This window comes from Hathewaya histolytica (genome assembly GCF_901482605.1).
Taxonomy (GTDB): domain Bacteria; phylum Bacillota; class Clostridia; order Clostridiales; family Clostridiaceae; genus Hathewaya; species Hathewaya histolytica.
On the sequence record NZ_LR590481.1, the window covers coordinates 1,161,243 to 1,174,906 of the forward strand.

Below are 13,664 nucleotides of genomic sequence, written 5' to 3' on the forward strand. Positions count from 1 at the left end.
TATTTATTTTAAATTATTGAAAACTTCAGTAAGCGGTGGTATAACTTGTTTCTTTCTTGATACTACACCAGGCACATAAGCTGAATCACCTGTAAATTTAACATTGAATGCAGTACCTACTAAGTCTTTATATTTTCCAACAGGAACAACTTCTGAGCTAGCTTCTAGTATATCAGTAGCTAAAAGAAGTAGAAGGTCATATCTTTGAGACTTAGCCTTATCTTCCATTAAGCTGATTAATTCACCCTTTTTAACTCTAAATCCATCTAAATCCATAGTAGTTATTTGGGAAACACCAACTTTGAAAGAGTTTAGTGAGAATGTTTTAAAGTCTTGATGGAAGATTTCTTCTGGAGTTTTCCCATCTAGTGAAGTTCCTGCTTTAAACATTTCTTTTGCAAAATCTTCGGCTTTAATTCCAGCTATAGCACATAATTTATTTAGTATGTCCTTATCTCTTTCAGTAGTTGTAGGAGATTTTAGAAGTAGTGTATCAGATATTAGGGCACCACTTAAAAGTCCAGCTACTTCTCTAGAAGGAGTAATACCATTCTCAAAGAATCTTAGAGCAACTATAGAAGAAGTACTTCCTATAATTTCATTTCTAAAATAAACTGGAAGACCAGTTTGAATACCACCTAATCTATGATGATCTAATATCTCTAGAAGTTCAGCATCTTCAAGACCATCTACAGATTGAGAAAGTTCATTATGGTCAACTAAGATAACTTTTTTCTTATTTTTTGATAGTAAATGGTATCTTGAGATAAGCCCTAAAACTTTTCCATCTTCATCTAATACAGGATAACTTTTGAACCTAGTTTCTTGCATTTGTTTTTTTACATCTTCTATAAAATCATTTTCATTAAAAGATATGATATTTTCTTTAGCCATAACATAATCTACAGGAATACTTTGAGTTATAATTCTAGATGCAGTTAAAGAATCATATGGAGTCATAATAATAGAACATCCATTTTCTTTGCATTTTGAAATTATGTTATCACTTACATTATGTTCACCTGTAACTATCATTAAAGAAGCTTTAGACATTGCTATTATTTCTTGAGCATCTTCTCTATCACCACAAATTACAACGTCGCCTTCTTCTATAAAGTTCTTTATACTATTTGGTGACATTGCACCTATTAAAATTTTACCCTTAATAGAAGTATTTTCATTAATATATAGAGTTTTGCCATTTAAAGTATGTAAAATACTTTCTATAGAAGTATTGCTTTTTGCAAGTATTGAATTATCCCAAAGTTTCATATAAGTTGATGCTAAGTTAGAAGAAGATACAACACCCATTAACTTAGAGTTTTCATCAACTACAGGTAGAGTCATTGATCCCTCTTTTTGCATAATATCCCATGCTTCTTTTAAAGAAACATATGAAGAAATAGTAGGAACTTTATCAATATCTAAATCTGAAATTTGAGGTTTAACTGTGTCTATAAACTTTGGTTTTTCTACATTAAAATAGTCTAATATAAATTGAGTCTCTCTACTTACATTTCCTAGTCTTACAGGAATTGCCTCAATATCTCCAGTTTTATTTTTAAATTCTGCATATCCAATAGCAGCACAAATAGAATCACTATCAGGATTTTTATGACCTGATATATAAACAAAATCCTTCATTTTAAAACTCCTTTTATATTTTATCTTTGATTATTTTACATTAATTTTTTAGAATAATATTTATCATTTAACAAATATATTTTAATAGTTAAATTACTTTATGTAAAGCCTTCTTTAAAAAAATTTCCCTTATAGTTATTTTATCTCATAAGCTTAAGATGTGTTACATATATATTTATAGAATTAAAAATTAATGAAGGGGGGAACTTTTTTGTTAAAGGAAAGTTTATATGAAAATAAAAAGGAAGAGCTAGGATTAACAGAGGGAGAAGCTAAGAAAAGATTACAAAAATATGGTCTTAATATTATTGAAAATAAGAGAAGTGTTTCAGCTGTAAAAATATTTTTGTCTCAATTTAATGACTTTATAATATGGGTATTGATACTCGCTACAATTATTTCAGGAGTTATGGGAGATAAGGCAGATGCTATTACTATAATTATTATAGTAATTATGAATGCTATTTTAGGTTTTATACAAGAGTATAAAACAGAGAAATCTTTAGAGGCATTAAAGGCATTGGCATCACCTACAGCTAAAGTAATGAGAGATGGAAAAATTAAGGTTATTAATGCTGAGAACCTTGTCCCAGGAGATTTATTGGTTTTAGAGGCAGGTGATAGGGTGCCAGGTGATAGTATAATAATAAATTCTTCTAATTGTCTTGTGGATGAATCTCTTTTAACCGGAGAATCTGTGGGGGTAGAAAAGAGCTCAAAAAAAAGTCATAATGAAATTTTTATGGGTACTACCATACTAAGGGGACATGCTAAAGCTAAGGTAATGTTAACTGGTATGGATACAGAAATGGGTAAAATTGCAGATATGCTTCATAATATAGAGACAGAGCGTTCTCCTCTTAAAGAGAAATTAGACTCTCTAGGAAAAATATTAGTTATAATGTGTGGTGTGATTTGTGTAGTTGTAACTGGCCTTGGAATTATGAGAGGACAGAATATGGGGGATATGTTTTTACTTGGGGTAAGTCTTGCTGTTGCTGCAATTCCAGAAGGGCTAGCAGCTATAGTAACCATATCTCTTGCCATGGGTGTTTCCAGAATGTTAAAGAGGAATGCTTTAGTTAGAAAACTACCTGCAGTAGAGACATTAGGATGTACTAATGTAATATGTAGTGATAAAACGGGGACTTTAACTCAAAATAATATGACTGTAAAAGAAATCTATTATAATAATAGAACTTTTACTGGAGATTTTCATAAGGACTCATCTTTAAGCTTAATCAAAAAGGCTTTTACATATTGTAATGATTGTAATTACGATTTTAAAGAGAAAAGCCTAGAAAAATCTCTATTTGGAGATCCTACAGAAACAGCTTTAATAAAAGCCTTTTTTAAAGAGGGGAGGGAAATTAAAGATTATGCAGATCGAGGGGTTAGAACTTATGAAATTCCTTTTGATTCTACAAGAAAAATGATGTCTGTTGTATTTAAAGAAGGAAATAAGGAAACTGCCTATATAAAAGGTGCTCCAGAAAGAATAATCAATAGGTGTAGATATATTCTGGTTAATGGAGAGAAAGTATTGTTTCAAGGGAAATATAAAGAGGAAGTTTTAAATAATATAGAAAAGATGTCTAGAAAAGCTCTAAGGTGTATAGCTGCAGCTTATAAAGATACTGGAGTTACAAGAAATAGCTCCATGGAAGAAGATATGGTGTTTTTAGGTGTTGCGGGAATTATAGATCCCCCAAGGAAGGAAGCAAAAAGTGCTGTTCTAAAATGTAGAATGGCTGGAATAAAAGTTGTTATGATAACTGGAGATCATAAAAATACAGCTTATGCTATTGGCCGTGAATTGGATATTTGTGATTCAGAAAAACAAGTTATAACTGGTGAAGAACTAGACAAGTTAAGCGATAAAGAACTTGGAAAAATTTTAAATAATCTAAGAATCTTTGCTCGTGTAAGTCCTAAACACAAATTAAGAATAGTTAAAGCTTTTAAGAAGAAGGATTGTATTGTATCTATGACAGGAGATGGAGTAAATGATGCACCTGCTGTAAAAGAGGCAGATATAGGGGTAGCAATGGGTATATCAGGAACAGATGTAACTAAAGAGGCTTCTTCTATGATTTTATTGGATGATAATTTTTCAACTATAGTGTCTGCAGTGGAAGAAGGAAGAATCATCTATGACAATATTAGAAAGTTTATAAGGTATCTCTTATCGTGTAATTTAGGAGAAGTACTTACAATGTTTTTAGCATCTATACTATATTTACCCTCTCCACTTTTACCTATACAAATTTTATTCGTAAATTTAGCTACAGATGGACTACCAGCTATAGCGTTAGGAGTAGACCCAGCTGATAGTGATATTATGATGAATAAACCAAGACATAAGAATGAAAGTATATTTTCAAGAGGACTTAGGGAAAAAATATTAATAAGAGGGTCTTTAATAGGAATTTGTACTGTACTTGCATTTATGGCAGGAAATTATTACAATATGGATATTAAAGTGTGCAGGACATTGGCTCTAAGTACTTTAATCTTATCACAATTATTACATGTATTTGAATGTCGTTCAGAAAGACACTCTGTATTCCATATAAATTTATTTTCGAATTTATACTTAGTAGGAGCTGTTTTAGTGTCTATAGGAATGCTTTTAAGTATTTTATATGTTCCTTTCCTTCAAAGTATATTCCATACAGTAGCTTTAAATTTAGGGGAATGGGCAATTGTAATTTTCTTTTCAGGTGTAATTTTCCTTATAAATAGCTTATATCTTTATGCAAGAGATATGAAAAAATAATAAATAAGGCTATATGAGTTTTCTCATATAGCCTTATTTAAATCTCCTGTTTGGATTTACTCGATGAACTTTAATATTCTCAGCACCTTCTACAGGGATTAAGAACTTTTTAGTAGTATTATTTCTTATATTAAGAACTTCAATGCTTTCTCTATTCTCTTTTCCTTTTTTACCCTTTAACCCTTGAACTAAAACTGAATGTCCTTGAAGAATATTTATAAAACTAACTTTTTTAAACCAACGTTTTTTCTTATAAGTACAATGAACTATATTTTTACTTCCTTCAGGTTTTATTAAGAGGGTAGCTGTAAGTTTATGTAAAATCCATAAAAAAGATTTTTCTTCAACTTTTATAGATAGGACCTTTCCTTGAACCTGAGTTATTCTATCACTATTTTTTTCAAAAAAAACTTCAGCAGACTTTTTTCTAAAACTGTCTTTGAATCCCATATATTAAAACTCCTTTACTTTATACTCTTTATTATTTTACATAAAATTCATAATAAAGGGACTAAAATTATTATATATTAACTTAAGTTATATAACAAGGGTTTGTAAGTAGTTTATATATAATATATTTATCTTTATTCTGTTATAATATTAATTATAATAACCAATTACTAATATTAATATTATTATAGGAGGAAATAAAGTGGATAAAACTAGCGTAAGTAGTATGATAGACCATACACTTTTAAAAGGAGATTGTACTAAAGAAGAAGTAGAGAATATTTGCATGGAAGCAATAAAGTATAAATTTGCATCAGTTTGTATAAACCCATCTTTTGTTATGTTATGTAGTGAATTACTTAAAGATACAGAGGTTAAAGTTTGCACTGTTATAGGTTTTCCTTTAGGTTCTAACAGTACATATACTAAGGTATTTGAAGCAAAAGATGCTGTTTTAAATGGAGCAGAAGAAATTGATATGGTAATAAATATAGGTAAGTTAAAAGATAAAGATTATGATTATATTAGAGAAGAAATTAAATCTGTAGTAGAGGCTGTAGAAGGGAAGGCAATTGTTAAGGTTATAATTGAAACTTGTTTATTATCTAATGAAGAGAAAGTTATAGCTTGTGAGCTTTCAAAAGAAGCAGGAGCTCATTTTGTTAAGACTTCTACGGGATTTTCAAAAGGAGGAGCTACAGAAGAAGATATTAAACTAATGAGGGAAACTGTGGGAGATAATATGGGAGTTAAGGCTTCAGGTGGCATAAGGGATTTGAAAACTCTCTTAAGTATGGTTCAAAATGGGGCAAGTAGAATTGGGGCATCAGCATCAATTAAAATAATAGATGAAATATAAGGGGGAATTTAAAGGAGGGAAGTTCCCTTCTTTTTTTATGTAGCGAAAAAATGTTTCCTGAATATTTATATATTATGTAAGGGAGGAGGTATTTTATGATAAAGTTACTTAGCTATAAAGATATATTTTTTGATTTTGATATAGAGGGAATAGAAATAAGTGATATAGAGTCAAAGGAAATTATGGATTATAAAAATATATATGAGAAGTTAAAAAAGGTTATTAATATAAACGAACCTTGTTTTAATATATTTTTGGTAGATGAGGTTTCAGAAGAAAAAATAGAAGATTTAATGGATGTTATTAGGAAAAATTCAACTAAGTCAAAGGCTAGTGATCTTGCTTATATAAATTATGGAGATGGAGATAAGATTAGGCTAAAAAGTTTTAAATCTGGAAATATTAGAACTGTAGAGAAATACTTAGAATATATAAAAGAGTTCTATAGTGAATTAATAGTTAAATTCTATAATTCCCCTGATATGAACGAAAAAAATGCTATGCTTGAGAATAGCTTTAAAAAAAGAAATGAAATTTTAAAATTACTTACTATAAAAGGTGAGGAAAAGGGGTTTAAGATTGTTCATAATGAAGAAGGATTTTCATTTATACCTATAGGTGGTGAGGAAAGTTTAACAGAAGAAGAATTTGATGCCCTAGATATGGATGAAAAGAACAAGATTTTAAGTTCATTAAAAGAGATGAAGACATATACTAAAACAGTAATGAAGGAACTAAAAGATATTGAAGATGGATATTTAGAAGGAATGAAACACTTACTTTCTGAATATTTAACAAATAAGACAGAAGGTTTAAAAAAAGAGTTTGGTATAAAATTCAGAAAAGATAATAGTGCTATACAGTTTTTGCTAGAAATATCAAGGTGTATAGAACGTGAATTAATAGAAAATATGTCTAAAGACTTTACAGATAGTGCTGAAAAGTTTATATCTACAATTTGTAAATATAACATGAGAATTATTACCGAAAATAATAATTCGATTCCTGTTATATATGAAAAATTCCCTAATTATAAAAATATATTTGGGTATGTACAATATAAAAATAAGAATGATGAGTATATGTCAGAGGTTAATCACATAAGCGTAGGTTCTCTCCTAAAAGCTAATGGGGGATATTTAATATTAGATGCTAAGAGTATTTTAGAAGAACAAGGTGTTTATTTAGAATTAAAAAAAATATTAAAAGGAAAGAAATTTAAATTTGAAGAAAGTAAAGGATTACTTAGCTTATTCTCATCTGAAAAATCCAATCTAGAAGAAATACCTGTGGATATAAAGGTAATTTTAGTAGGTTCATATAAATATTTTAATCTTTTTTATAATTATGATGAAGACTTTAGAAAGTTATTTAAAATTCATCTGGAGAGTAATCCTTTAATTAAGATAGATAGTTACTGTAAAGAAGCAATGCTTAAAAACATGCTACAAATATGTAAGGATTATAGATGTAAACCATTAACTAATAAGGCTATAAAAGAAGTGGCTAGACTTTTTTCCAAGGAAGCAGAGAAGAGAGATACGTTATATTTTAATCATGAAAAATTAAAAGATATAATGATTTTAAGTTCTACCTACGTAAAAGAAGAGGGAAAAAGGGGGGTATCATATGAAGATATAATAAATCTTTACAATAGAGAGAGTTTAATCGAAAAGGAGATAAAGGAACAGTACAAAAATGGTAAAATAATCTTAAAAATAAATGGAAATAGCATAGGTGAAGCAAATGGTCTTTCGGTGATACAAGGAAGTGGATTAAAATTTGGAAGGCCCATGAGAATTACTTGTACATGCTCTAAAGGGAAAGGTGAAATTATAGATATACAAAAAGAAAATGATTTAAGTGGAAAGGTTCATAATAAATCTGTAAGCATATTAAAGGGACTTTTGAGTAATCTAATAGGTGGATATAATAAAATACCTGTAGATTTCAATGTGAGCTTTGAACAAATATATGGCATGGTAGAAGGTGATAGTGCCTCTGTTGCTGAGGCATTAGTTATTATATCCTCATTTTTAAAAATTCCTATAAAACAAAATATAGCAGTTACAGGATCTATAAATCAATTTGGTGATGTTCAACCTGTAGGTGGTATAAATCATAAAATAGAAGGTTTTTTTGATACATGTAAGTCTTTAGAGACTATACAAAACAAGGGAGTTCTAATACCTTTAAGAAACACAAATAATATAGTTCTTAAGGAAGAGATAGAAGAAGAAGTGAGGAAGGGGAATTTTCATATATATGCTATGGAAAATTTACTTGATGCTGTTGAAATAATGTTTCATAAAGAAGAATTCAGAAATATAAATATAATAGAAGAAATGGAACGAGAACTTAGGAAGTATACAGGAAAAAGAGATAAAAAATAGTCCCATGGGGACTATTTTTTATTATTTATACATTAAATCTAAAGTTTACTACATCGCCATTTTGCATAATATATTCTTTACCTTCAAGTCTGTAGTGACCTTTTTCTTTTGCAGCAGCTTCAGAACCACATTCTACTAATTTATCATAAGATACTATTTCAGCTCTTATAAATCCTCTTTCAATATCAGAATGTATTTTACCAGCAGCGGCCGGAGCTTTTGTACCAATTTTTATAGTCCAAGCTCTTACTTCCTGTACACCAGCAGTCAAAAAGCTCATTAGACCTAATAGTTTGTAACTTGATTTAATTAGTTTATCTAAACCAGATTCAGTAAGACCATATTCTTCTAACATTTCTAGTTTTTCTTCATCATCAAGGGTGGAAAGCTCTTCTTCCAATTTTGCACAAACTATAATTACTTCTGAGTTTTCAGCTTCAGCATATTTTTTTACTTCTTTAACCATGTCATTTTCTAGGTTACCAGAAGCTAAGTCATCTTCAGAAATGTTTGTTGCATATAAAACAGGTTTTGAGGTTAGAAGGAATAAGCTTCTAACAAACTCCATTTCATCTTCAGTAAATTCAATACTTCTTACAGGCTTATTATTTTCAAGGTTAGACTTTATAGTGGTTAATATTTCTACTTGCTCCTTTGCAGACTTATCTCCAGAACGAGCAAGTTTTTGAGTTTTATCTAATCTTCTTTCTAAAACCTCAAGGTCAGATAAAATTAACTCTAAATTTATAGTTTCAATGTCACGAATAGGGTTTACAGAACCTTCGACGTGAACTATATTCTCATCTTCAAAACATCTAACTACATGTACAATTGCTTCCACTTCACGAATATGAGATAAAAATTTATTTCCTAGTCCTTCACCTTTACTAGCACCTTTAACAAGACCAGCAATATCATAGAATTCAATAGCTGTATGTACTTTCTTCTTAGAGTTATAGATTTTATAAAGCATATCTAGTCTTTCATCGGGAACACTAACCACGCCTACATTTGGATCAATAGTACAAAAAGGATAGTTAGCAGATTCAGCACCAGCCTTTGTTATAGCATTAAACAAAGTACTTTTACCTACGTTTGGCAAACCCACCATTCCAAGTTTCATATATATTAACAACCCTTTCTTAGTTATATTTATTTAATTAATACTTATAAATTATACTCTAGAAGGTAAAATATTTCAAGAAAACCATAGATAAAGTGGTTTTTAAACAATTAATAACATAAAAATAAAAATTAAATGTCGAAATTTGTTCTTTTAAAAGTATAAAAAAAGAAAAATATCTTTATTTTTTTTAATAAATCTTTATTTATATGAAGGAATTCATAAATAAATATAGAATTAAATAAATGTGGTTGAAAGTGGTTAGTTGTGGTGTGAAATAGAAAATAGAGGTGTAAATATGTTTATAGGTGAGTATAACCATGCTTTAGACAGTAAGAATAGAATTATAATTCCCTCTAAATTTAGGGAGGAATTAGGAAGCACTTTTGTTATAACAAAGGGTTTAGATGGTTGCCTATATGTATACACTAAGAATGAGTGGAGCGAATTTGAAAAAAAGTTAAAATCTTTGCCACTAACTAACAAGGACGCAAGAGTTTTTTCAAGATTCTTTTTTTCTGGTGCTCATGAGGTTGATATGGATAAGCAGGGAAGAGTACTTATCCCTCAAAATTTAATTCAATATGCACATATTAATAAGGAAATTGTAAGTATAGGAGTTGCATCAAGAATCGAGATTTGGAGTTTTGAAAAATGGGAAGAATATAATGATGAAAATATAGATTTTAATGAGATAGCAGATAGAATGAATGAACTTGGAATTTTATAAAGGAGAAAAGCAAATGGAATTTAAACATGTATCGGTTTTATTAGAGGAAACTTTAGAAGGACTTAATATCAATGAAGAAGGAATTTATGTAGATGGAACTTTAGGGGGAGCAGGACATTCAAGTGAAATATTAAAAAGACTTAGTAATAATGGTAGACTAATAGGAATAGATCAAGATACTGATGCGCTTAAAGCTGCAAAAGAGAGACTTAAAAATTATGATAATGTAACTTATGTACATAATAATTTTCACAATATAAAAGATATATTAGAGCAATTAGAAATAGATGGAATAGATGGAATAATGATGGATTTGGGAGTTTCTTCATACCAACTAGATAATAAGGATAGGGGTTTTAGTTACATGCAAGATGCCCCTTTAGATATGAGGATGAATAGGGAAAGTGATTTTTCTGCATATCAGGTTGTAAATTCTTATGAAGAGGAAAGATTATATGAAATAATTAAGGAATATGGGGAAGAAAAGTTTGCGAAAAGAATAGCTTCTAATATAGTAAAGGAAAGAAATATTAAAGAAATACAAACAACTTTCGAATTAGTAGATATTATAAAAAAATCTATACCTGCTAAGTTTAGGAGAGAAGGACCTCATCCTGCTAAAAGAACTTTTCAGGCAATTAGAATAGAAGTTAATTCAGAACTTGATATATTGAATAAGGCTATAGAGAATAGTGTAAATAAACTAAAAAAAGGTGGGAGAATAGCAATTATAACATTCCACTCTTTGGAAGATAGGATAGTGAAAAGAAAATTCAAAGAACTTGCAAACCCTTGTACATGTCCTAGTTCTTTTCCGATTTGTGTTTGTAATAAAAAACCTACTCTTAAGGTGATTACTAGGAAAGCTATAGCTCCAAGTGATGCGGAAATATTAGAAAATCCAAGAAGTAGAAGTGCTAAGGTTAGGATAGCTGAAAGAGTTTAAAATAGTTCTAAATTGAAAAGGAAGTGAATAAATTGTTAGTAGTCGAAAAAGAAAAAATATATAATGAAGACTATTTAGGAAATACGAAACCCTTAAAGAAAAAGGAAGTATATGAGGAACTAGAAAAATCAAGAAGAGAAAATTTAAAAATTAATAGAAAAGAAAAAAATCAAAGGAAGCTTAGGGCGTTAAAAAGTGTAGGGGTTTTATTTATAGTTGGTATGGTTATTGTAGTAAGATACTCAGTAATATATGCAAACCAAAAACAAATAGCGAATATGAAAAAAGAAATTAGCACTATCAAATATAAAAATGATGATATTAAAGTTCATCTTTTAAAGTTTAAAGATATAAAGTCTGTAGATAGTGCGGCTAGAGGAAAATTTAAAATGGTGGAGCCAAGTATCAATGATACATATTATTATGACCTCAGCAAGGATAACTTTATAAATAAAGAAGAAGAGAACAAAGGAATTAATAAGTTTTTGGAGAAAATTAAAAATATCCTTTTTTAATGGAGGTAAACTAAGTGAACAGAAAATATAGAGACAAGGTCACCATTAAAAAGAGAGGAGTATGGGCATTTCTAATTCTTTTTTCCATACTTTTTACGCTGGGTATAAGAGTTCTGTATATTATGACTTTAAAATCTGGAGATCTTAAAGAAAAAGCTGTAAATCAGTGGACAAGCGAGGTTAAGATAGCTCCTAAAAGAGGAAAGATACTAGACAGAAATAATCACGAACTTGCAGTTAGTGCTAATGTATATAGGATAGATGTAGATTTAAATGCTTTAAGAGCAGATTTAAAAAAGAAAAAAGTTAATATGGAATCTTTAATGCCTGATCTTTCCGGCTTGTTGGATGTGGATGAAGGGACTCTTAAAAAAAAGATGATAGATCCACTTCCTAATGGAAAACCTAAAGGTGGCGCTATGTTAAAGAGGAGAATGGAAAGTGATGAAACCGAAAAAGTAAAAGAATACTTAAAACAAAAAGATTACTATGGTTTTATAATTTCTCCGGATACAAAAAGATACTATCCAAATAATAATTTCTTATCTCATGTAATTGGAAATACTAACTCAGATGGAACGGGATTAATGGGAGTTGAACAAATATATGATAGGTACCTTGCAGGCATACCAGGAATTAAAATATCAGAATTAGACAAAAATAGACAGGATATGCCCTATGTTATAGCAGACTATATAAAACCTGTAGATGGTAAAAATGTTGTTTTAAGCATAGATGAAAACATACAATATTTTGCTGAAAAGGCTGCAGAACAAGCTTTAAAAGATAATAAGGCAAAGGCAGTAAGTGTACTAGTTATGAATCCTAATAATGGAGAAATACTTGGTATGGCTAACAAACCTGATTATAATCCAAATAAACCCTTTGATAATAATAAGTCTTTAGAAGAGAATCAAAGGATGTGGAGAAATAGAGCAGTAAGTGATACCTTCGAGCCTGGATCTATATTCAAAGTGGTAACTTCTACAGCAGCATTATCAGAAGGAAAAGTTACTAAGAATGATAAGTTTGTTTGTAATGGTAGCGTTAAAATTGGAAATAGAACTATTCATTGTTGGAAAAGAACAGGGCATGGAGCACAAGACTTTGCACATATTCTACAAAACTCATGTAATGTTGGCTTTATGGAACTAGGACGACGTTTAGGTGCTGAGACCCTAACAAAATATATAAAATTATTTGGTTTCGGTCAAAAAACAGGTATTGACTTAAATGGGGAAGCAGCTGGGATAGTCAAAAATGCCAAAAATGTTACAGAAACAGACCTTGCCACCATATCATTTGGACAAACTAATACTGTATCTCCAATTCAATTCTTGACAGCATTTAATGCCATTGCAAATGGAGGTAAACTTATAACTCCACATGTTATGAAAGAAATAACTCATTATGATGCTGATAATAATATGGTAGTAGATACAGAGTATAAGGATAAAAAAGAAAAGAAGATAATAGATGAGGATGTGGCAAGAGAACTTAGAGGATATCTAGAGAAAGTTATATCAGAAGGTGGAGGTAAAAAAGCCTTTATTCAAGGATATCATATAGGTGGTAAAACAGGAACTGCTCAAAAGATCGCAGAAGGTGGGAAAGGATATGCTCAACAAAAATATATAGCTTCCTTTGTCGGGATGGCACCTTCAGATAATCCGCAAGTTACCTTATTAGTTTCCATAGATGAACCAGACCCATCGAATTACTATGCAGGACAAATAGCAACTCCTGTAGCAAAACAGGTTTTCAATGATATTTTCAATTATTTATCTTTTAAAACTGATGCTAATGGAGATGAGAAGGCTAAGAGTCTCCTAAAAGATGTTGTAATACCTGAGGTTAGAGGTAAAGAAAAAGAACAGGGTCTAAAAATAATAAAGGATAGTAAATTAAAAGTTAGAATTGAAGGTGACGGAAAATATATAAATGACATAAATCCTAAGCCTGGTTCTAGTGTAAAAGAAGGTACAGAAATAATAATTTACACTTCGAATAAAAATACTTCAGATAAAACCGTGGTAGTTCCTAATTTAAATGGGTTGAGTGTGGAACAAGCTAAAAATATTCTAGGAGATTTAGGCTTAAAGTTTAAATTTAGTGGAGACGGTATGATATCTACTCAGAGTATTAAAGAAGGTGAAAGAGTACAGAAAGGTACCATGATAAATTTAAGGCTAGAGATTATTGGAGACTAGTAAGAAGCTTTAAAA

Annotated in this window: 10 protein-coding genes; 7 read left to right on the top strand and 3 right to left on the bottom strand. The window is 29.9% G+C overall.

Annotation, left to right across the window (positions count from 1 at the left end; genetic code table 11):
• Window positions 1-3 precede the first annotated feature (3 nt).
• A complete protein-coding gene (locus tag FGL08_RS05520; RefSeq protein WP_138209831.1) occupies window positions 4-1,644 on the bottom strand; it encodes a putative manganese-dependent inorganic diphosphatase in 1,641 nt (546 codons plus the stop codon).
• 211 nt (window positions 1,645-1,855) lie between these two features.
• Between FGL08_RS05520 and FGL08_RS05525 the strand changes: the two genes are divergently transcribed.
• Window positions 1,856-4,423: a calcium-translocating P-type ATPase, SERCA-type gene (locus FGL08_RS05525; protein WP_243117945.1), complete on the top strand. Its 2,568-nt coding sequence runs from the start codon at window positions 1,856-1,858 to the stop codon at window positions 4,421-4,423.
• A gap of 33 nt (window positions 4,424-4,456) precedes the next feature.
• On the opposite strand, the gene FGL08_RS05530 is transcribed toward FGL08_RS05525, so the two are convergent.
• On the bottom strand, window positions 4,457-4,873 hold the full coding sequence (locus FGL08_RS05530; RefSeq protein ID WP_138209833.1) for a hypothetical protein: 417 nt from the start codon (window positions 4,871-4,873) through the stop codon (window positions 4,457-4,459).
• A gap of 202 nt (window positions 4,874-5,075) precedes the next feature.
• On the opposite strand from FGL08_RS05530, the gene deoC reads away from it, so the two are divergent.
• The gene (gene deoC, locus FGL08_RS05535; RefSeq protein WP_138209834.1) at window positions 5,076-5,732 is read left to right on the top strand and encodes a deoxyribose-phosphate aldolase; all 657 of its coding nucleotides are present in this window, start codon (window positions 5,076-5,078) and stop codon (window positions 5,730-5,732) included.
• A gap of 95 nt (window positions 5,733-5,827) precedes the next feature.
• Window positions 5,828-8,125 carry an AAA family ATPase gene (locus FGL08_RS05540; protein WP_138209835.1) on the top strand — a complete coding sequence of 766 codons (2,298 nt, stop codon included), beginning with the start codon at window positions 5,828-5,830 and terminating at the stop codon, window positions 8,123-8,125.
• A gap of 25 nt (window positions 8,126-8,150) precedes the next feature.
• Here the strand turns inward: FGL08_RS05540 and ychF are convergent, their stop codons facing one another.
• Window positions 8,151-9,248: a redox-regulated ATPase YchF gene (gene ychF, locus FGL08_RS05545; protein WP_138209836.1), complete on the bottom strand. Its 1,098-nt coding sequence runs from the start codon at window positions 9,246-9,248 to the stop codon at window positions 8,151-8,153.
• Between the two features lie 298 nt (window positions 9,249-9,546).
• Here ychF and mraZ point away from each other — a divergent pair, with 298 nt between their 5' ends.
• Genes mraZ through FGL08_RS05565 form a run of 4 tightly spaced genes read left to right on the top strand, consistent with a single transcriptional unit; the run spans window position 9,547 to window position 13,649 of the window.
• On the top strand, window positions 9,547-9,978 hold the full coding sequence (mraZ, locus tag FGL08_RS05550; protein WP_138209837.1) for a division/cell wall cluster transcriptional repressor MraZ: 432 nt from the start codon (window positions 9,547-9,549) through the stop codon (window positions 9,976-9,978).
• Window positions 9,979-9,991: 13 nt separating this feature from the next.
• The gene (rsmH, locus tag FGL08_RS05555) at window positions 9,992-10,924 is read left to right on the top strand and encodes a 16S rRNA (cytosine(1402)-N(4))-methyltransferase RsmH (protein ID WP_138209838.1); all 933 of its coding nucleotides are present in this window, start codon (window positions 9,992-9,994) and stop codon (window positions 10,922-10,924) included.
• Window positions 10,925-10,956: 32 nt separating this feature from the next.
• Window positions 10,957-11,439 carry a hypothetical protein gene (locus FGL08_RS05560; RefSeq protein ID WP_138209839.1) on the top strand — a complete coding sequence of 161 codons (483 nt, stop codon included), beginning with the start codon at window positions 10,957-10,959 and terminating at the stop codon, window positions 11,437-11,439.
• Window positions 11,440-11,453: 14 nt separating this feature from the next.
• On the top strand, window positions 11,454-13,649 hold the full coding sequence (locus FGL08_RS05565) for a stage V sporulation protein D (protein ID WP_138209840.1): 2,196 nt from the start codon (window positions 11,454-11,456) through the stop codon (window positions 13,647-13,649).
• Window positions 13,650-13,664: the final 15 nt, after the last annotated feature.

Coding starts and splice junctions, on each gene's coding strand:
- FGL08_RS05520 (WP_138209831.1), bottom strand. CDS start 1,644: ATGAAGGATTTTGTTTATATATCAGGTCATAAAAATCCTGATAGTGAT.
- FGL08_RS05530 (WP_138209833.1), bottom strand. CDS start 4,873: ATGGGATTCAAAGACAGTTTTAGAAAAAAGTCTGCTGAAGTTTTTTTT.
- FGL08_RS05540 (WP_138209835.1), top strand. CDS start 5,828: ATGATAAAGTTACTTAGCTATAAAGATATATTTTTTGATTTTGATATA.
- ychF (WP_138209836.1), bottom strand. CDS start 9,248: ATGAAACTTGGAATGGTGGGTTTGCCAAACGTAGGTAAAAGTACTTTG.
- mraZ (WP_138209837.1), top strand. CDS start 9,547: ATGTTTATAGGTGAGTATAACCATGCTTTAGACAGTAAGAATAGAATT.
- rsmH (WP_138209838.1), top strand. CDS start 9,992: ATGGAATTTAAACATGTATCGGTTTTATTAGAGGAAACTTTAGAAGGA.